The 20,385-nt window shown below is 55.0% G+C and carries 18 protein-coding genes; 11 read left to right on the top strand and 7 right to left on the bottom strand.

The window, feature by feature from the left end; all coding sequences use genetic code 11:
* Positions 1-114: 114 nt before the first annotated feature.
* Together rapA and rluA are read left to right on the top strand one after the other, a co-directional pair.
* Positions 115-3,021 carry an RNA polymerase-associated protein RapA gene (gene rapA, locus ACIPDS_RS17960; protein ID WP_400738703.1) on the top strand — a complete coding sequence of 969 codons (2,907 nt, stop codon included), beginning with the start codon at positions 115-117 and terminating at the stop codon, positions 3,019-3,021.
* A 12-nt stretch (positions 3,022-3,033) separates the two neighbouring features.
* Positions 3,034-3,693, top strand: coding sequence for a bifunctional tRNA pseudouridine(32) synthase/23S rRNA pseudouridine(746) synthase RluA (rluA, locus tag ACIPDS_RS17955; protein WP_166516361.1), 660 nt, complete (start codon positions 3,034-3,036; stop codon positions 3,691-3,693).
* A 103-nt stretch (positions 3,694-3,796) separates the two neighbouring features.
* On the opposite strand, the gene djlA is transcribed toward rluA, so the two are convergent.
* Positions 3,797-4,615, bottom strand: coding sequence for a co-chaperone DjlA (gene djlA, locus ACIPDS_RS17950; protein WP_153743680.1), 819 nt, complete (start codon positions 4,613-4,615; stop codon positions 3,797-3,799).
* A 183-nt stretch (positions 4,616-4,798) separates the two neighbouring features.
* On the opposite strand from djlA, the gene lptD reads away from it, so the two are divergent.
* From lptD to apaH, 6 genes are read left to right on the top strand one after another with little or no spacing between them, the layout of a single operon-like run.
* The gene (gene lptD / locus ACIPDS_RS17945; protein ID WP_400738698.1) at positions 4,799-7,168 is read left to right on the top strand and encodes an LPS assembly protein LptD; all 2,370 of its coding nucleotides are present in this window, start codon (positions 4,799-4,801) and stop codon (positions 7,166-7,168) included.
* Positions 7,169-7,220: 52 nt separating this feature from the next.
* Positions 7,221-8,507 carry a peptidylprolyl isomerase SurA gene (surA, locus tag ACIPDS_RS17940; RefSeq protein ID WP_166516363.1) on the top strand — a complete coding sequence of 429 codons (1,287 nt, stop codon included), beginning with the start codon at positions 7,221-7,223 and terminating at the stop codon, positions 8,505-8,507.
* On the top strand, positions 8,507-9,496 hold the full coding sequence (pdxA, locus tag ACIPDS_RS17935) for a 4-hydroxythreonine-4-phosphate dehydrogenase PdxA (protein ID WP_166516364.1): 990 nt from the start codon (positions 8,507-8,509) through the stop codon (positions 9,494-9,496). The genes surA and pdxA overlap by 1 nt, the downstream gene beginning before the upstream one ends.
* Positions 9,489-10,310, top strand: a complete 822-nt coding sequence (gene rsmA / locus ACIPDS_RS17930; RefSeq protein ID WP_400738693.1) for a 16S rRNA (adenine(1518)-N(6)/adenine(1519)-N(6))-dimethyltransferase RsmA — start codon at positions 9,489-9,491, stop codon at positions 10,308-10,310. The genes pdxA and rsmA overlap by 8 nt, the downstream gene beginning before the upstream one ends.
* Positions 10,311-10,313: 3 nt before the next feature.
* Positions 10,314-10,691 (top strand): Co2+/Mg2+ efflux protein ApaG, encoded by a 378-nt coding sequence (gene apaG, locus ACIPDS_RS17925; protein WP_166516366.1) that lies wholly within the window; start codon positions 10,314-10,316, stop codon positions 10,689-10,691.
* Between the two features lie 2 nt (positions 10,692-10,693).
* Positions 10,694-11,542 (top strand): bis(5'-nucleosyl)-tetraphosphatase (symmetrical) ApaH, encoded by an 849-nt coding sequence (gene apaH / locus ACIPDS_RS17920; protein ID WP_166516367.1) that lies wholly within the window; start codon positions 10,694-10,696, stop codon positions 11,540-11,542.
* 130 nt (positions 11,543-11,672) lie between these two features.
* Here the strand turns inward: apaH and folA are convergent, their stop codons facing one another.
* The 6 genes from folA to ACIPDS_RS17890 form a co-directional block, all read right to left on the bottom strand.
* Positions 11,673-12,152, bottom strand: a complete 480-nt coding sequence (gene folA, locus ACIPDS_RS17915; RefSeq protein ID WP_166516368.1) for a type 3 dihydrofolate reductase — start codon at positions 12,150-12,152, stop codon at positions 11,673-11,675.
* Between the two features lie 153 nt (positions 12,153-12,305).
* Positions 12,306-14,174: a glutathione-regulated potassium-efflux system protein KefC gene (kefC, locus tag ACIPDS_RS17910; protein ID WP_400738688.1), complete on the bottom strand. Its 1,869-nt coding sequence runs from the start codon at positions 14,172-14,174 to the stop codon at positions 12,306-12,308.
* Positions 14,167-14,700 carry a glutathione-regulated potassium-efflux system oxidoreductase KefF gene (gene kefF, locus ACIPDS_RS17905; RefSeq protein ID WP_166516370.1) on the bottom strand — a complete coding sequence of 178 codons (534 nt, stop codon included), beginning with the start codon at positions 14,698-14,700 and terminating at the stop codon, positions 14,167-14,169. Before kefF ends, kefC begins: the two co-directional genes overlap by 8 nt.
* Positions 14,701-14,818: 118 nt before the next feature.
* Positions 14,819-16,129 (bottom strand): MFS transporter, encoded by a 1,311-nt coding sequence (locus ACIPDS_RS17900; protein ID WP_400738684.1) that lies wholly within the window; start codon positions 16,127-16,129, stop codon positions 14,819-14,821.
* A 58-nt stretch (positions 16,130-16,187) separates the two neighbouring features.
* On the bottom strand, positions 16,188-17,138 hold the full coding sequence (locus ACIPDS_RS17895) for a 2-hydroxyacid dehydrogenase (RefSeq protein ID WP_400738682.1): 951 nt from the start codon (positions 17,136-17,138) through the stop codon (positions 16,188-16,190).
* Positions 17,139-17,334: 196 nt separating this feature from the next.
* A complete protein-coding gene (locus ACIPDS_RS17890) occupies positions 17,335-18,327 on the bottom strand; it encodes a LacI family DNA-binding transcriptional regulator (RefSeq protein WP_400738679.1) in 993 nt (330 codons plus the stop codon).
* A 256-nt stretch (positions 18,328-18,583) separates the two neighbouring features.
* Between ACIPDS_RS17890 and idnO the strand changes: the two genes are divergently transcribed.
* From idnO to ACIPDS_RS17875, 3 genes are read left to right on the top strand one after another with little or no spacing between them, the layout of a single operon-like run.
* Positions 18,584-19,348 (top strand): gluconate 5-dehydrogenase, encoded by a 765-nt coding sequence (gene idnO, locus ACIPDS_RS17885; RefSeq protein WP_400738677.1) that lies wholly within the window; start codon positions 18,584-18,586, stop codon positions 19,346-19,348.
* Positions 19,349-19,362: 14 nt separating this feature from the next.
* Positions 19,363-19,893: a gluconokinase gene (locus tag ACIPDS_RS17880; RefSeq protein ID WP_400738674.1), complete on the top strand. Its 531-nt coding sequence runs from the start codon at positions 19,363-19,365 to the stop codon at positions 19,891-19,893.
* Complete coding sequence (locus ACIPDS_RS17875) at positions 19,890-20,357, top strand: YhcH/YjgK/YiaL family protein (protein WP_400738671.1); 468 nt, start codon at positions 19,890-19,892, stop codon at positions 20,355-20,357. Before ACIPDS_RS17880 ends, ACIPDS_RS17875 begins: the two co-directional genes overlap by 4 nt.
* The last annotated feature ends 28 nt before the right edge of the window (positions 20,358-20,385 follow it).

The raw sequence follows: 20,385 nt of genomic DNA, 5'->3' as shown, positions 1-20,385 counted from the left end.
CGCCATCCAGTACCATAGCGCCCTTTCCATTCCTGGACCTCATTCACTCGCCGCCTTTTTTTAGGTGGTGGCTGGATATTGCCTGCAATTTATTAAAGATAGAGCCGAACGCATATGCCTTTTAAACTTGGTCAACGCTGGATAAGCGATACAGAAAGCGAACTGGGACTTGGTACTGTTGTTGCAATGGATGCACGCACCGTCACCCTGCTCTTTTCGGCAACCGGAGAGAACCGTCTGTATTCCCGTAGCGACTCCCCCGTGACCCGCGTCATGTTTAATCCCGGCGACACAATCACAAGCCATGAAGGCTGGCAGTTGCAGGTTGATGAAGTTAAAGAAGAAAATGGTCTGCTGGCGTACATTGGTACCCGCCAGGACACTGAAGAAGCGAACGTGATGCTGCGTGAAGTGCTGCTCGACAGCAAACTGGTGTTCAGCAAACCACAAGATCGCCTGTTTGCCGGCCAAATCGACCGTATGGATCGTTTCGCCCTGCGCTACCGTGCGCGTAAATACCAAAGCGAGCAGTACCGCATGCCGTGGAGCGGCCTGCGCGGCCAGCGCACAAGCCTTATCCCGCATCAGCTTAACATCGCCCATGATGTTGGCCGCCGCCATGCGCCGCGCGTCCTGTTAGCGGATGAAGTCGGTTTGGGTAAAACCATTGAAGCGGGGATGATCCTGCATCAACAGCTGCTGTCCGGCGCCGCACAGCGTGTGCTGATTATTGTCCCGGAAACTCTGCAACATCAGTGGCTGGTTGAGATGCTGCGCCGCTTTAACCTGCGCTTTGCGCTGTTTGATGATGAGCGCTATGCCGAAGCCCAGCACGACGCCTACAACCCGTTTGAAACCGAGCAGCTGGTAATTTGCTCGCTGGACTTCGTGCGCCGCAGCAAGCAGCGCCTGGAGCATCTGTGCGACGCCGAATGGGACATTATGGTGGTCGATGAAGCCCACCACCTGGTGTGGAGCGAAAACGCGCCAAGCCGCGAGTATCAGGCGATTGAACAGTTGGCCGAACGCGTGCCGGGTATCCTGCTGCTGACCGCAACCCCAGAACAGCTGGGAATGGAAAGCCACTTTGCCCGTCTGCGCCTGCTTGACCCAAACCGCTTCCACGATTTTGAGCAGTTTGTTGAAGAACAAAATAACTACCGTCCGGTGGCCGATGCCGTTGCGCTGCTGCTGGCAGGTAACAAGCTCAGCAACGATGACCTGAATATGCTGGGTGAGTTGATTGGCGAGCAGGATATTGAAGCCCTGCTGCAAACCGCCAACAGCGATCGCGAAGGTGCAGAGGCCGCGCGTCAGGAACTGGTTTCCATGCTGATGGACCGCCACGGCACCAGCCGCGTGCTGTTCCGTAACACCCGTCATGGCGTGAAAGGCTTCCCGAAACGCGAGCTACACACCATCAAGCTGCCGTTACCGGCACAGTATCAGACGGCGATTAAAGTCTCTGGCATCATGGGCGCACGTAAAAGCGCGGAAGAACGCGCTCGCGACATGCTGTACCCAGAGCAGATTTATCAGGAATTTGAAGGCGATACCGGTACATGGTGGAACTTCGATCCGCGCGTCGAATGGCTGATGGGCTACCTGACCAGCCACCGCTCGCAGAAAGTACTGGTGATCTGTGCTAAAGCCGCCACCGCTTTGCAGTTAGAGCAGGTTCTGCGTGAGCGCGAAGGCATTCGCGCCGCCGTGTTCCACGAAGGCATGTCGATTATCGAGCGCGACCGTGCTGCCGCCTGGTTTGGCGAAGAAGACAGCGGCGCACAGGTACTGCTGTGCTCAGAAATCGGTTCTGAAGGCCGTAACTTCCAGTTCGCCAGTAACCTGGTGATGTTCGATCTGCCGTTCAACCCGGATCTGCTGGAACAGCGTATTGGCCGTCTTGACCGTATCGGTCAGGCGCATGATATTCAGATTCACGTTCCCTATCTTGAAAAAACCGCTCAGTCCGTTCTGGTCCGCTGGTATCACGAAGGTCTGGACGCGTTCGAACATACCTGCCCAACCGGGCGCACGGTTTATGACAGCGTACACGACCAGTTGACGACCTATCTGGCCGCGCCGGAAAACACCGACGGTTTTGACGATCTGATCAAAGCCAGCCGCGATCAGCATGAAGCGCTGAAAGCGCAGCTGGAACAGGGCCGTGACCGTCTGCTGGAGATCCACTCCAACGGCGGCGAAAAAGCGCAGAAACTGGCAGAAAGCATCGAAGAGCAGGATGACGACACCAACCTTATCGCCTTCGCGATGAACCTGTTTGATATCGTCGGCATTAATCAGGATGACCGTGGTGAAAACCTGATCGTCCTGACGCCGTCCGATCATATGCTGGTGCCGGACTTCCCGGGCTTGCCGGAAGATGGTTGTACGGTGACCTTCGAGCGTGATATTGCCCTGTCCCGTGAAGATGCGCAGTTCCTGACCTGGGAACATCCGCTGATTCATAACGGTCTGGATCTTATCCTCTCCGGTGATACCGGGAGCAGCACGATTTCGCTGCTGAAAAACAAAGCCCTGCCGGTCGGTACGCTGCTGGTTGAGCTGATTTACGTGGTGGAAGCCCAGGCGCCTAAACAGCTCCAGCTTAACCGCTTCCTGCCGCCAACCCCGGTGCGTATGCTGCTGGATAAAAACGGCACCAACCTTGCCGCTCAGGTCGAGTTTGAAACCTTCAACCGTCAGTTGAGCGCGGTGAACCGTCACACCGGCAGTAAGCTGGTGAATGCCGTACAGCAGGACGTTCACGCGATTCTGCAACTGGGCGAAGGGCAGATTGAGAAAGCGGCGAAGGCGCTGATTGAGAGCGCGCGTCAGGAAGCTGACGACAAGCTCAGCGCGGAACTCTCACGTCTGGAAGCGTTGAAAGCGGTCAACCCGAATATCCGCGATGACGAACTGTCGGCGATTGAAAGCAACCGCCAGCAGGTGATGGAGAGCCTGTCACAGGCGGGATGGCGTCTGGACGCGCTGCGTCTTATCGTCGTCACTCACCAGTAACGGAGAGCCGTAATGGGAATGGAAAATTACCATCCGCCACAGGAGCCCTGGCTGGTTATCCTGTATCAGGATGAGCACATCATGGTGGTCAACAAGCCGAGCGGCTTGTTGTCCGTGCCCGGTCGCCAGGAAGAACATAAAGACAGCGTGATGACGCGCGTTCAGCGTGACTATCCACAGGCAGAGTCCGTTCACCGCCTGGATATGGCGACCAGCGGCGTGATGGTAGTGGCCCTGACCAAAGCGGCAGAACGCGAGCTTAAACGTCAGTTCCGCGAACGCGAGCCGAAAAAGCAGTACGTGGCGCGCGTATGGGGGCACCCGCAGCCGGAAGTCGGTCTGGTGGATTTACCGCTGATTTGTGATTGGCCGAACCGGCCAAAGCAGAAGGTGTGTTATGAAACCGGGAAGGCGGCGCAGACGGAATATGAAGTGCTGGATTACGCGGCGGATAATACGGCGCGTGTGCAGCTTAAACCGATTACCGGACGCTCGCATCAGCTGCGCGTGCATATGCTGGCGCTGGGGCATCCGATTCTCGGCGACCGCTTCTACGCTCACGACGAGGCGCTAGCCATGGCGCCACGTTTGCAGCTGCATGCTGAAACGCTGACCATTACGCATCCGCAGTTTCACAACAGCATGACGTTTAAGGCACCGGTTGATTTTTAAGGTACGTGCCGATTTTTGCCGGGGGCGCTTACGCTTGCCCGGCCTACATGCTTCATCGTAGGCCGGATAAGGCGTCAGCCGCCATCCGGCGATTCATCGAACCTTACTTAAATCCTTTCTGTTCTTTAATCAGCTCGTACGCTTTCTGAATTTCCTGCGCCTTTTGCTTCGCCATCTCCATCATCTCCGGCGGTAACCCTTTCGCCACCAGTTTGTCCGGGTGATGCTCGCTCATGAGCTTACGGTAAGCGCGCTTGATGGTCGTCGCATCATCGTCAGGCTTCACGCCCAGCACGTTGCAGGCATCTTCAAGCGTTGGCCCGCGTTGCGCCTGTTGCCAGCCACCTCCGCCCTGAGACTGCTGCTGATAGCCGCCACCAAACTGCGCGCCGCCCTGCATCATGCGCAGGAACTGATCGAATTGGGCACGAGATATCCCTAACTCTTCGGCAATGACGTACAGCACATCGCGCTCGTTCGGATGCAAAGAGCCGTCCGCAAACGCCGCCTGGATCTGAATTTCAAGAAACATCCGAATCAAATCAAAACGGCCGAAGCAAACGCTTCTGAACTGGCGCATCTTCTCGCGCAGCGGGTAGTTGTCCGCTTTACCGACGCGAAACGCCTGCTGTGCCGCCGTACGAGAGTCGCCGTGCAGATTCATTCTGTCCATAAACACGCTGGCAATATGAATATCCGCTTCGGTAACCCGTCCTTTCGATTTGGTCAGGTGGCCCATCACTTCAAAAGTGGTGGCAAAAAACAGCGACTGACGCTGCTGTTGATTGGCAAACCAGTTCATGCGACGGCTGCGCGCCTTATCAAACATGTGTCCGACGAGTAGCCCGAGAACGACGCCCCAGAACCCTCCGCCCATCATTAGAGCGACGGCCACACCAATCACTTTTCCCCAATACTGCATATACTCCCCAAATCGTCATGCCAGCAGCTAGAATATGCATTATCATACCTGTCATTCGATGCCGTGCATAACACCTCTGGCAAGAACGGACAGGATAAAACTAGCGTGATAACGATGAGTACGTTAGTCTCTGACCGTTTGCAAGCCGCAATGCTATAGATGACGGAACAACAAATACAACGTATGAAAAAACGTATTCCCACTCTCCTCGCGACCATGATCGCCAGCGCCTTGTACAGCCAGCAAGGAATGGCTGCAGATCTCGCATCTCAATGTATGCTTGGCGTACCGAGTTACGATCGCCCGCTCGTCAGCGGCAAGACCAACGAGCAGCCGGTAACCATCAACGCCGATCATGCGGATGGTAACTATCCTGACAACGCGGTCTTTAAAGGCAACGTCGACATTAACCAGGGCAACAGTCGTCTACAGGCGGATGAAGTTCAGCTGCATCAAAAGCAGCCTGAAGGTCAGACCGTGCCTGTTCGTACCGTTGATGCTCTGGGTAATGTTCACTACGACGATAATCAGGTGATCCTCAAAGGGCCAAAAGCCTGGTCAAACCTGAATACCAAAGACACGAACGTGTGGAATGGTAATTATCAGATGGTTGGCCGTCAGGGTCGTGGCGATGCCGACGTGATGAAACAGCGCGGCGAAAATCGCTATACCATCCTTGAGAACGGTACCTTTACCTCCTGTCTGCCGGGTTCTAACACCTGGAGCGTGGTCGGTAGTGAAGTGATCCATGACCGCGAAGAGCAGGTTGCCGAGATCTGGAATGCGCGCTTTAAACTTGGCCCGGTGCCCGTTTTCTACAGCCCGTATTTACAGCTTCCGGTTGGCGATAAACGCCGTTCAGGTTTCCTTATCCCGAACGCCAAGTACGGCAGCACCAACTATTTTGAGTTCTCGCTACCGTATTACTGGAACATTGCGCCAAACATGGACGCAACCCTGACGCCGCATTACATGGATAAGCGTGGCGGCGTGATGTGGGAAAACGAATTCCGTTATCTGTCGCAGCTGGGTCAGGGTCTGTTTGAACTGGATTACCTACCGTCGGACGACGTTTACGAGCACGATCATCCGAAAGATGATAACAGCCGCCGCTGGCTGTTCTACTGGCAACATTCCGGCGTTTTTGATCAGGTATGGCGTTTCAACGCCGACTTCACCAAAGTCAGTGATCCAGACTATTTTAACGACTTCGACTCGAAATACGGCTCCAGTACCGACGGCTACGCTACGCAAAAACTGAGCGTGGGCTATGCGGTACAGAACTTTGACGCCACCGTGTCGACCAAACAGTTCCAGGTCTTTGACCGCGCCAACAGCAACTCTTATGCCGCTGAGCCGCAGCTGGACATGAACTTCTACCAAAACGACGTCGGGCCGTTTGATACCCGCGTTTACGCGCAGGCGGTGAAGTTCGTCAATACCAACAGCAACAACCCTGAAGCCACGCGTTTGCACCTGGAGCCGACCATCAGTCTGCCGCTGGGCAACCGTTGGGGCAGCATCAATACTGAAGCGAAGCTGCTGGCAACGCACTACAACCAGACCAATATCGATGACTATAACGACAGCAACCCGAATGCGAAGTTGTCGAGCTCGGTTAACCGCACCATGCCGCAGTTCAAAATTGACGGCAAAATGGTCTTTGAACGCGACGTGGTGCTGACACCTGGCTACACCCAGACGCTGGAGCCGCGAGTACAGTACCTGTACGTACCGTATCGCGACCAAAGTGACATCATGGCCTACGACTCCACCTTCTTGCAGTCGGACTACTCAGGCCTGTTCCGCGACCGTAGCTACAGCGGCCTTGACCGCATTGCGTCAGCGAACCAAATTACGACCGGCGTCACATCGCGTATTTATGATGATGCTGCCGTTGAACGTTTTAACGTTTCTGTGGGTCAAATCTACTATTTCACCGAGTCTCGTACCGGTGATACCAACACCATCCCATGGGAGAAAGACGACAAAACGGGTTCACTGGTTTGGGCAGGTGACACTTACTGGCGCATGACGGACAAATGGGGCTTACGCGGTGGGATTCAGTACGACACTCGTCTGAATAACGTTTCCACCAGCAGTTCGGCCATTGAGTACCGTCAGGATAGCGACCGTCTGGTGCAGTTGACCTATCGCTATGCGAGCCCGGAATATATCCGAGTGACGTTGCCAAGCAACCGATCCAGTCAGCAGCAGTATCGTGACGGGATTTCACAAATTGGTGCAGCGGCTAGCTGGCCGATTGTTGATCGTTGGTCCGTCGTAGGGGCTTACTACTATGACACCAACACCAGTAAACCAGCCGATCAGATGTTGGGCGTGCAGTATAACTCCTGCTGCTACGCTATCCGCGTTGGCTACGAGCGTAAGCTCAACGGTTGGGACTACGACAACAACAAGCCAAACGGCCAGGCAAAATATGATAACTCCATCGGCTTCAACATTGAGCTGCGTGGTCTGAGCTCGAATTACGGTCTGGGTACCCAGCAGATGCTGCGTTCCAACATCATGCCGTACCAGAGCTCACTGTAAATCACAGATTAGAGACATCATCCGCATTGCGGTTAATTGAAATGGAAAAAGTATGAAGAACTGGAAAACGCTGCTTGTCGGTATCGCCTTCGTTGCGAATACCAGCTTCGCTGCCCCTCAGGTTGTCGATAAAGTAGCAGCCGTCGTGAATAATGGCGTTGTACTTGAGAGCGACGTTGACGGTCTGATGCAGTCCGTCAAAATGAACTCTGGCCAGGCTGGCCAACAGCTGCCGGATGACGCCACGCTGCGCCACCAGATTCTGGAGCGTCTGATCATGGATCAGATTATCCTGCAAATGGGGCAAAAAATGGGTGTCAAAGTGACTGATGAGCAGGTTGATCAAGCGATTGCCAACATTGCAAAGCAGAACAACATGACTCTGGATCAGATGCGTAGCCGTCTGGCTTACGATGGGCTGAACTTCAGCACCTATCGCAACCAGATCCGCAAAGAAATGCTGATTTCCGAAGTGCGTAACAACGAAGTGCGTCGCCGCATCAGCGTCCTGCCGCAGGAAGTTGACGCGCTGGCAAGCCAGATTGGCACGCAAAACGACGCCAGCACCGAGCTGAACCTCAGCCACATCCTGGTGCCACTGCCGGAAAACCCAAGCTCCGATCAAGTTAACGAAGCGCAAAGCCAGGCCGAGTCTATCGTTGAACAGGCGCGTAACGGCGCTGACTTCGGCAAACTGGCCATCACCTACTCCGCAGACCAACAGGCGCTGAAAGGCGGCCAGATGGGCTGGGGTCGTATTCAGGAGCTGCCGGCAATCTTTGCTCAGGCGCTGAGCACGGCGAAAAAAGGTGATATCGTCGGTCCAATCCGTTCAGGCGTGGGCTTCCACATTCTGAAAATTAACGATATGCGCGGCCAGACTCAGAACATTTCGGTGACGGAAACGCATGCTCGCCACATTCTACTGAAGCCGTCGCCAATCATGACTGACGATCAGGCTCGCGCTAAGCTGCAGCAGGTTGCAGCGGATATTCGCAGCGGCAAAACCACCTTTGAGAAAGCGGCAAAAGAGCTGTCTCAGGATCCAGGCTCTGCTAACCAGGGCGGCGATTTAGGTTGGGCAACGCCGGACATCTACGATCCTTCGTTCCGCGATGCGCTGATGAAGCTGAACAAAGGCCAGATGAGCGATCCCGTTCACTCCTCCTTCGGCTGGCACCTGATTCAGCTGCTGGATACCCGTAACGTCGATCGTACCGATGCCGCACAGAAAGATCGTGCCTATCGTATGCTGATGAACCGTAAGTTCTCCGAAGAAGCAGCAACGTGGATGCAGGAACAGCGCGCAAGCGCCTACGTTAAAATCCTGAGCAACTAATGACTCAACATCGCGTTGTCATCACTCCCGGCGAGCCCGCCGGGATTGGTCCGGATCTGGTTATCCAACTGGCCCAGCGCGACTGGCCGCTCGAACTGGTCGTCTGTGCTGACGGCGACCTGCTCACCGAGCGGGCCAGACTCCTCGGCCTCCCCCTGACGCTTTTACCCTACTCCCCCGATCTTCCCGCCAATGCGCAACGCGCAGGTACGCTCACGCTGCTGCCCGTTACGCTGCACAGCGCTGTTACACCCGGTGTCCTTAACGTCGACAACGGTCGTTACGTCGTCGAAACACTGGCGCGTGCCTGCGATGGCTGCCTGAACGGCGAGTTTGCGGCGCTGGTGACCGGGCCGGTACATAAAGGCGTGATTAACGATGCAGGCATCCCGTTTACCGGGCACACCGAGTTCTTTGAAGAACGTTCCGGCGCGCCGAAAGTGGTGATGATGCTGGCAACGGAAGAACTGCGCGTCGCGCTGGCAACCACCCATCTGCCGCTAAAAGCAGTCAGTGACGCTATCACGCCGGATCTGCTGCGGGAAGTCATCACCATCCTGCATGATGATTTGCAGAATAAATTTGGCCTGGCCGAGCCCCACGTGCTGGTCTGTGGCCTGAATCCTCATGCCGGTGAAGGCGGGCATATGGGTACGGAAGAGATCGACACGATCATTCCGGTGCTCAATGAAATGCGCGCAAAAGGGATGAATCTGAGCGGGCCGCTGCCTGCCGATACCCTCTTCCAGCCCAAATATCTGGAGCACGCCGACGCCGTGCTCGCAATGTTCCACGATCAGGGCTTACCCGTGCTAAAATACCAGGGCTTTGGCCGTGGCGTGAATATTACGCTCGGTTTACCCTTTATTCGCACCTCCGTTGACCACGGCACCGCCCTTGAACTGGCTGGCCTTGGAAAAGCGGATGTCGGCAGTTTTATTACGGCGCTTAATCTCGCCATCAAAATGATTGTTAACTCTAATGAATAATCGAGTCCATCAGGGCCACTTAGCCCGTAAACGCTTCGGGCAGAACTTCTTAAACGATCAGTTCGTGATCGACAGCATTGTTGCGGCCATTAACCCGCAAAAAGGCCAGGCCATGGTTGAAATCGGCCCGGGCCTTGCCGCGCTGACCGAGCCGGTTGGCGAACGTCTTGACGAAATGACCGTTATCGAGCTCGACCGCGACCTCGCTGCCCGTCTACAGACTCACCCGTTCCTGGGGCCAAAGCTGACGATTTATCAGCAAGATGCCATGACCATGAACTTTGGTGAACTGTCTGAGAAACTGGGTCAGCCGCTGCGCGTGTTCGGTAACCTGCCGTATAACATCTCCACACCATTGATGTTCCATCTGTTTAGCTATACTAACGCTATTGCAGACATGCATTTCATGCTGCAAAAAGAGGTGGTTAACCGCCTGGTTGCTGGGCCAAACAGTAAAGCCTACGGCCGTCTGACCGTCATGGCGCAATACTATTGCAACATCATTCCGGTGCTTGAAGTGCCGCCGACGGCGTTCACCCCAGCACCAAAAGTCGATTCTGCCGTGGTTCGCCTGGTTCCTCATAGCACCATGCCGTACCCGGTAAAAGATGTCCGCGTACTGAGCCGTATTACGACCGAAGCATTTAATCAGCGTCGTAAAACCATCCGCAACAGCCTGGGCAACCTGTTTAGCGTTGAGCTGTTGACGGAGCTGGGTGTTGATCCAGCCATGCGCGCGGAAAATATCTCTGTTGCGCAGTACTGCCGGATGGCCAACTATCTGTCAGAGAACGCGCCCTCCAAGGAGAGCTAGACCATGATCGATTCGCCACGAGTTTGCGTCCAGGTTCAGAGCGTCTACATTGAGACGCACTCTATGCCGGAAGAAGAACGTTATGTCTTCGCCTATACGGTGACCATTCGCAACCTCGGGCGAAGCGCGGTTCAGCTTCTTGGCCGTTACTGGGTCATTACTAACGGCAATGGCCGTGAAACTGAAGTCCAGGGGGAAGGTGTCGTCGGCGTACAGCCGCACATTGAACCCGGCGGTGAATATCAGTACACCAGCGGTGCCGTGCTGGAAACCCCACTTGGCACCATGCAGGGCCACTATGACATGGTTGACGTCGACGGCGTGCCGTTCACTATCGACATTCCCGTGTTCCGTCTTTTCGTTCCCACGCTGATCCATTAATCATGTCTACATACCTAATTGGCGACATTCACGGTTGCTATGATGAGTTAATCGCTCTGTTGCAGCAGGTTGAGTTCACCCCGAGCAAAGACACCCTGTGGCTGACGGGCGATCTGGTTGCTCGCGGCCCCGGTTCGCTGGAGGTTTTGCGTTACGTTAAATCGCTGGGCGACTGCGTAAAAATCGTTCTGGGCAATCACGATCTGCATCTGCTGGCCGTATTTGCTGGTATCAGCCGCAATAAGCCCAAGGATCGCCTGAATCCACTGCTGGAAGCCGCTGATGCCGATGATCTCCTCAACTGGCTTCGCCGTCAGCCGCTGATGCAGGTGGATGAAGAGAAAAAGCTGGTGATGGCGCACGCAGGTATTACGCCGCAGTGGGATATCGAAACGGCGAAACAGTGCGCGCGCGACGTTGAAGCCGTGCTCTCAAGCGATTCCTACCCGTTCTTCCTCGACGCCATGTACGGCGATATGCCGAACAACTGGTCGCGGGAGCTGAGCGGGTTAGCGCGGCTGCGTTTTATCACCAACGCCTTCACCCGCATGCGCTACTGTTTCCCGAACGGTCAGTTAGATATGTACAGCAAAGAGTCCCCGGAAAACGTGGCTGCTCCGCTGAAGCCATGGTTTATGCTGCCGGGCCCGATTACCGCTGAGTACAGCGTGGCGTTTGGCCATTGGGCATCGCTGGAAGGCAAAGGGACGCCAGAAGGGATTTACGCGCTGGATACCGGCTGCTGCTGGGGCGGCGATTTGACCTGCCTGCGCTGGGAAGACAAAAAGTACTTTGTGCAGCCGTCGAATCGTCGGCTGGCACCGGGTGAGAGCGAGGCGGTGGCTTCGTAGTCGGGTGCATTCCCGGCGGCGCTGCGCTTGGCCGGGCTACAAAATAATAAACGCCGGATGAAAATCCGGCGTTTTTGTATGTACATCACGTAGCCCGGCCAAGCGCAGCGCCGCCGGGACAAGCTCGGTCTTACCGACGCTCCAGCACTTCAAAACAATAGCTGTGCGAGTTCTGCTCATCCGCATCATGAAACTCGCTGAAAACAGACTCCCACTGGTCCGGCGCATAATCCGGGAAATGGGTGTCGCCTTCCACTTCGGCATCAATATGCGTCAGGTACAGCTTTTGAGCTTTCGGCAGGAACTGCTCGTACACGCGACCACCGCCGATAACCATAATCTCTTCCGCGTCACCACAGGCCGCAATGGCTTCATCAACCGATTTCACCCACTGCACGCGCTCGTCGGTGCCCGGCTGGCTGCTGATAACGATATTTTTACGTCCCGGTAATGGACGACCGATGGATTCCCAGGTCAGACGTCCCATCACCACCGGTTTGTTTAACGTGTTGCGTTTAAACCAGGCCAGATCGGCCGGCAGGTCCCAGGGCATGGCATTTTCCATACCGATAACGCGATCTACCGCGAGTGCAGCAATCAGACTGATCATTGAGTGTGTCCCAGATACAAAAAATTGTCGCCACTATACGGAAAGCATAAACTTTCGTCGACTGGCTGCCGGGTAAAGAATAAGAATATTTTTAGATTTGCTGGCAAGTCCACGAATGAAAAGTGGACAGCCAGCATTACACTATTGCGGTCTTTATGACGCGGGCTTCACTTCTGGCTCGTCTTCAGGATTGCCGCTATGCTTTCCTTCCTCGGTTCCTTGCCAGCCGTGGCGCTGAACGAGCGACAAATGATTCCGGTCTTCATTGATGATTTCCGTCAGCATGGCGCTGGTGCGCTTATACGCCGCCGCACGAGACGTAGCGTCGTTTTCCGCCATTGCCACCATCTCTTCCATCAATTGAATATTGAACCGGCGGAACAGATCGGCACGCTCGCGCGCTTCATAGGCCCCCAGCCCAAGCGACTCAAGCGCCTGACGGCCAGACTTCAGCGCCCCTTCAAAGGTTTCACGCTCTGGCGCATCGACACCGGCCTGACGTAGCTGAATGTAGTGTTCAACGTCGCGAGCGCGGGCAATCACTTTCAGGTGCGGGAAATGCTCTTTCGCCAGTTCGGTCAGCGCAAGGCTTGCCTGCGGATCGTCAATCGCGTTAATCAACACCTCCGCTTTTTCGGCTCCCGCAGACTCCAGCAAATCCGCTCGCGTGGCATCGCCGTAGAACACTTTCATCTCGAATTTACGCAGCGTATCCACGTGATCGGGGTCATGATCGAGCACCACCATCTTCACGCCGCTGGAAAGCAGCAGACGCCCGGCAATCTGACCAAAACGACCAAAGCCCGCAATGATCACGCGCGGCTGTTCTTCATCAATTTCATCGGCTTCCCGCGCATCCCCTGAGCGCGTGCGTTTTTCCAGACGCGTCAGCAGCACCAGTAAAATCGGGGTCGCCGCCATCGACAGCGCGACCGCAAGCGTCAGCGCCTTCGCCCAGTCGGCGTCTAGCACGTTTGCCATTTGCGCGGCACCGAACACCACAAAGGCAAATTCACTCCCCTGCCCCAGCAGCGCCGCAAACCACAAACGCTGGGCCCGCGGCACCTGTAGCGGTTTAGCGATAAGCCACAGCAGCAGCGATTTAATGACCAGGAAGCCCACCAGCAGCGTGATGATACGTAACGGGTTATGGATCAGAGTACCGAAGTCGATAGACATGCCGACGCCGATAAAGAACAGCCCAAGCAGCAGACCTTTAAACGGCTCGATGTCGCTCTCCAGCGCATGACGATACTCGGAGCTTGCCAGCAGAACGCCCGCGAGGAACGCGCCCATCGCCATCGACAAGCCAACCTCTTCCAGCAGCAGACCGAAGCCAAACACCAGGAACAGCGCCACGGCGCTGAATACTTCACGCAGACCCGAGCGGGCGACGAAGCGTAACAGCGGACGGGTAACATAGCGCCCAAGCACCACCACCAGCGCCAGCGCACCGGCGACTTTCAGCGACGAGAACGCAAAGGCGCCAAGCGTCGTTGTTCCACCGCTGGTTGCCAGCAGCGGGATCATCGCCACTAAAGGGATGGCGGCAATATCCTGGAACAGCAGCACCGCAAAGGCGCTGCGCCCGACCTGCGTCACCGTCAGATTACGCTCGTTCATCGCCTGCATAGCAATCGCCGTGGACGAGAGCGCAAGCGTCATCCCTATCAGTTCCGCGACCTGCCAACGCAAGCCGAGGAAGATACAGAACGCGCCAATCAGCGCCCCGCACACCACCATTTGCAGCAGCCCACCGCCAAATACCGAGGCGCGCAGCTTCCACAACCGCTGGGGATCCAGCTCAAGGCCAATCACAAACAGCATCAGCACCACGCCAATCTCGGCGAAGTGCAAAATGGCTTCGGCATCGGTGACCAGCCGCAGCCCCCACGGGCCAATAATACAACCGGCAATCAGGTAGCCGAGCACCGACCCCAAGCCTAATCGCACGGCGATAGGCACAATCAGCGCCGCCGATCCCAGATAGATCAGCGCCTGTATGAGCGTATGGCTATCCATTGTTGTGCTCCTCCTGCCAGGCCAGCAGCCGTTGTTTATAGTGACGCGCCTGAACCTGTAGCGTTTCGTCATCGCAGATAAACGTGCAGTGCACGGCAAACGGCGGTAGCCATTTCATACCACAGTAAACCGCCGTCGCCTCAAGCGGCTGCCCCAGCACCTCAAAGCCCGGGTGCGAACCGATATCGAAATGACTTTCTCCGCCCCCGGTGGTCACCGCCCACATCATGCTCTTACCGTGCAGCGCCGTGCCGCCGTGACCATAGGCCCAGCCGTGAGACAGCACTTTATCGAGCCACAATTTCAGCAGCGGCGGCGTGCTGTACCACTGCATAGGATGTTGCAGAATGACCAGATCCGCCCGGGAGAGCGCTTCCTGTTCTGCGGCGATATCGATATTGAAATCGGGGTAGAGGTGATAGAGAGAACGGACTTCAACCCCGTCGAGCGTCCTTACCTGCTCAAGCATTCGCTTATTCGCATGCGAGTGATGCGGATAAGGATGCGCATAAACAATCAGAATCATGATTAGCCTGTCTTACTTCATTATTGTATTGCTGAGTTTAGACAGTTAATGCTGACACTTACAGGATCAGTTGACGTAACCGCAGGAATTGGGGGGCGTCATACGCCCCCGCGAAAGATCATGAAGGTTGATTAGCGGGTTTGTCCGCCACCGGGGGGACATCCGGCATCGGTGTCAGATCGCATTTTTTCGGCAGCAAGAAGGTGATGGTACCGGCAATAATCAGCGAACCTGCCAGCGCACAGACCGCCACGTTCTGGCCGTAGAGGTAAATCATTACCCCCACCAGATACGGGCCGCAGAAGCCGCCAAGATTGCCGAGGCCGTTAATCACGCCACGCGCACTGCCCGCGACTTCCGGCATCGCGATACGCCCAGGAATCGACCAGAATGGGCTGGTTGCCGCCTTCAGGAAGAAGCCACATACCACCAGCGCGATGTAAGCCGCCACCACGTGATCACGCAGTAACACCGACGCCAGCAGCGCGGCGGCAAAACCGTAAAGTGAGAAGCGAACCCAAAGCCGACGTTTACCGCTGCGGTCGCTGAACAGAGAGATGATATAGATCCCGGCAAGCGTGGCGACAAACGGCAGGATAGCCAGCACGCCGACGCTTGCCATATTGGCCCCGGTGAGATTTTTGAGAATCGTCGGTAGCCACAGTGTGTAACCATAATCCCCGGTCTGGTAGAAGAAGTTCAGCAGCACCAGTTTCATCAACCCGGAATTGCGGAACACCTCCCGCACCGGCGCTTTACTGACCGGCGCTTCTGAACGTCGCGCTTCCCGCTCGGCGCTAAGCGCCGTCAACAGGTATTCGCGTTCACGAGCGGGTAGCCAGCGCGCCTCTTCCGGGCGGTCGCTAATCATCAGCCACCACACCAGCAACACCACCAGCGACAGTAACCCTTCGATAATAAACAGCCAGCGCCAGTCTAGTGCGGCGATAATCGCGCCCGATACCGGCGCGGTTAACATGCCGCCCAGCGGCGCGAACATCATCACAAACGCATTGGCGCGGCCAATTTCTTTTTCCGGGAACCAGTTGCTTATCATGGTCAGCACCACCGGCAACATCCCACCTTCTGAGATACCGAGAATAAAACGCAGCACCAACAGTTGATATTCATGGGTCACAAAACCGGTGGCTATCGATACCACCGCCCACGCCATTAGCGACCAGGCAATAAAGCGTTTACCGCTGCCATTCACGGCAATGCGCCCGCCAGGTATTTGCAAAAATAAATAACCAATAAAAAATATGCCGCTAGCGACACCGGCCATCTGGCTGGTAATACCCAGATCGGACTCCATACCGCCGGGTAGCGCAAAGCTAATATTAACTCTGTCCATAAACGAAATAATGCACGCGATGAGAACGGGCGCGATGATACGCCACCAGCGGGTGCCAGGTATTTTCTCATTCATAATTCACACTCTCTATCGAGGGAAGGTTACGTTAGTTAATAGCGAGAAAAATCGAGATTTAATCAATGGCATTGGGCAATGGTGCGCGGTCGAAGAACGCGGCGACATTATTAAAAACCACCTCGCTCATACGCTGGCGTGTCTCATGAGTCGCACTGGCGACGTGAGGCTGCAATACCACATTATCCATGGCGATAAGTTCCACAGGCACGTTCGGTTCGTCCTCATAAACATCCAGCGCGGCACCGGCAATAACGCCACCTTGTAACGCATGAATCAACGCTTTTTCGTCAACCAACGTGCCACGCGCGATATTTATCAACCATGCATGCTTCGGCATGACATTAAAAACGCTGGCATCAATCAACCCACGATTTGCCGCGCCGCCGGAAGCGGCAATTACCAGAAAATCACTTTCGTGGGCAAGCGTGTGCAGGTCAGCACACCACTGATAATCTCCGTGGTTGAGTTTTTTGCGGTCGGTGTAGAGGATTTCCATATCGAAACCGCTGGCGCGGCGGGCGATCGCCTGGCCGATATTGCCCATGCCGAAGATACCGATACGTTTACCGCTCACCTGCGTTGCCAGCGCGGGAGTCTGCTTGAGCCATTGGCCGTTACGAACAAACTTATCCCCCTGACACAGCTGGCGCGCACCGCTGAGCAGCAGCCCCATCGCTAAGTCGGCCACGTCATTGGTCAATACGCCGGAGGTGATGGTCACGGCAATGTTATGCGCACGGGTATAGTCGAGATCCACGGCATCAGTACCCACGCCAAAGACCGCCACCAGCCCCAGATTCGGCAACTGTCCCAGCACCGCACGCGTTACACCAATATCGCCTCGGGTGACTACCGCCTGCACCTCGCCGCCAACCTGCTGCAAAAATGCCAGTGGATCGGCCTGTTCGTACAGACGATAAACCTGAAATTCAGTAGCGAGTTTATCCAGCAGGCCGTCAACCACCGGCGCAATTAACAACACAGTATTCGGGTTTGCAGTATTCATCGTTTTACCTGTTTGAGAGTTCGAAAATTCGTTACGCCTATCAAACGGGTTTTCACGCTGTCATTTTGCGATCTGCATCACGCTGGATCGTGTTAGAAATCCGTGTTACGGATGACGTGATCGTGAAGGCAAAAGCCCGCGCTGCCGCGGGTTAACTGACAACAATCACGTAACATAGAAAAGACGAAGGGGGATATCAGATGGTTTCGCCCATTGACAGACGATAATGGAGGTCGACCTTCTCGATGGTCGGCAAGCCTTTTATTTTTTTGATTAAAATCTCGGTGGCAACTTTACCCATTTCGAAACGTGGCGTTAATACGCTGGCCAGTCTTGGGCTCACAATTTGCCCAATCTCCAGCCCATGGAATCCAGCAATCGCTATTTCCTGCGGTACCGCAATACCTGAAGCGAGGCACTCCTGTAACACGCCAACCGCCAGGTCATCATTGGTGCAAAGAATGGCATCCATCTCTTTATACATTTGCCGCGCTAATGTCATCATACCGGTGCCGATCGACACCGAAGAAACCTTGTTTGGCGCAATGCGCCCGACCGTTAGCCCCGCCTCTTCCATCGCTGTGCAATAACCCGCATAGCGCTGCTCATCGCGAATATCTGACATTGAACCGAAATAGATAATCTGCTTTTTGCCGCTGGCCAATAACATGGTGGTCATGTCAAATCCGGCGCGATAGTTATCAAAGCCAACATTAATCCGTCCAGCGTTATCAGATAGCCCCATCACTTCGGCTACCGGTATTTTCGCGGCTTTAAGGTATTTCTCGGCCCGTAGCGTATGCAGGGATTCCGTTAATAGCAGAGCTTTCACGTTCAGCGCCAGCACGGTGGCAATTTGCTCCTCTTCGCGCTGGCTGTCGTAATCATAATTGACCACCAGCGTTTGATAACCGTGGGCAGTGGTGACCGATTCAATTCCGGCCAGAACATCGGCAAAAATCTGGTTATTAAAGGAGGGAATTAACACGCCAATACGCGGGGCGATATTACTGCTGATGGCCGGATTATCGGCGTCAGGTTGATAACCAACTTCCGCAATAACGCTAGCAATGCGTTCCGCCGTTTCTGGCTTCACCTTTTCCGGCGTGCGTAAATAACGGCTAACGGTCATTTTGGTTACGCCCGCCAGCGTGGCGATATCATCTAACGTTATCCGTTGTGCTTTCATTACCCTGCCCGTGATTGCCGCAATCCTGTCCCACTATTATGCCTGTTGACGCCCGAAAAGAGAATGAAGCATCTTCGTAGCTAAGCCGCGTATGACGCGGTTTTCCGTGCTTTTTGCCCGTCAGGATCACACATGCTGTAACCCCTTTTTGTAACATGGTCGAGGGTGATCTTCATCACAGTTTCACTGCCGTAAAAACCGTGAGATAGACAGCATCTTCTCAGGGCCAATTCCCGTCGTAATACAGGAAACAGTGATGAACAATTTATTTAGCTTACAGGGCAAACGCATTTTAATTACCGGCTCCGGCCAGGGTATCGGCTACGTGATGGCGCAGGGGCTGGCGCAATACGGTGCCGAAATTATCATTAACGATATTTCCGCCGAGCGGGCAGAACAGGCAGCGATGAAATTACGCGATGAAGGCGCTACCGCCCATACTGCGGTCTTTAACGTCACCGACCCGGATTCTGTCGAAACCGCCATTGCGCATATTGAAGAAAACATTGGCGCTATCGACGTGCTGTTTAATAACGCCGGTATTCAGCGCCGCCACCCCTTCACCGAGTTCCCGGTCAAAGAGTGGAACGATGTGATTGCCGTTAACCAAACTGCCGTATTTCTCGTCTCACAGGCCGTTGCCAAACGGATGATGACCCGCAAGGCCGGGAAAATTGTCAATATTTGCTCAATGCAAAGCGAGCTGGGGCGCGACACCATTACGCCTTATGCCGCAGCTAAAGGCGCGGTCAAAATGTTGACCCGCGGCATGTGCGTAGAGCTGGCGCGTCACAATATTCAGGTTAACGGCATTGCCCCTGGTTATTTCAAAACGGCCATGACCCAGGCGCTGGTCGATGATAAAGCCTTTACCGATTGGCTGTGCAAACGCACTCCCGCAGCGCGCTGGGGGGATCCAGAAGAACTGGTTGGCGCGGCGGTTTTCTTATCGTCGAAAGCCTCTAATTTTGTTAATGGGCATCTGCTGTTTGTTGATGGCGGCATGCTGGTTGCGGTGTGAAAAAGGAGCCACCTATGGCAGGGCAATGCATTATTTTAATGGGCGTTTCCGGCACCGGCAAAACCACCGTCGGACACGCACTGTCGCAGGCGTTAGGGGCGAAATTTATTGATGGCGACGATCTGCACCCTCGGCAAAACATCATCAAGATGGCCGCCAGCCAGCCACTAGAGGACCGTGACCGTCAGCCGTGGCTGGAACGTATTAGCGATGTCATCTTCAGTCTCGGGCAGAAAAATGAGTCTGGCGTCCTGGTCTGTTCGGCGCTGAAAAAGCGCTATCGTGACCAGCTTCGCGAAGGCAATCCTCACCTGCGCTTCTTGTGGTTAACCGGGGATTACGACTGTATTTTACAGCGTATGCAGGCACGCAAAGGCCACTTTATGCCGGAGGCGCTGCTGCGCAGTCAATTTGCCGCTCTGGAAATACCCGACGCCAGCGAGCCGGATATTGCCCCACTCGACGTCTCAACCGATGTTTCAAGCATCGTCAGTCGGGCGTTAACCCTTTTAGCCCAATCACCTTCACAGGAAGTCCCGGCATGATTATCGATACCCTCTCTCGAGCAGAGAAAACCACCTTCTATCCCGCTGTTATTCGCCAAGCACTGCGCGCTATTATTGCGCAGGAGCCGCATACCCTGCCGCCGGGTAAATATATTGTCGAGGGCGACAACCTGTTTTTTAATGTGGTGGAAGGGGAAACCAAGCCGCTTGCTGAGCAGCGCCCGGAATATCATCAACAATATATTGATATACATATTGTCCTGGCGGGTGAGGAAATCATTGGTGCAGGGAATAAGGGGTTAGAGATCATTCCAGACGGCGCGTTTAACGATGCGCATGATATTGGATTTTGTACACAGATCGGCAGTGAAACGTTAATTCATCTGCATCCTGAGGAGATAGCGATTATCTTTCCTGGTGAACTGCATCGACCGATGTGCAGTTCCGGCGCGGGAGCACCACTGCGTAAAATTATCGTCAAAATTAATAGCGCAATGCTATAAACGCTGGCCCCGCGCCGTGGCGTGCGGG

It is taken from the genome of Kluyvera sp. NPDC087067 (assembly GCF_044745165.1).
In the GTDB taxonomy this organism is placed as follows: Bacteria; Pseudomonadota; Gammaproteobacteria; order Enterobacterales; family Enterobacteriaceae; genus Kluyvera.
The sequence above is the reverse complement of the archived record's forward strand: the minus strand, read 5'-3'. Positions and strand labels throughout refer to the sequence as shown.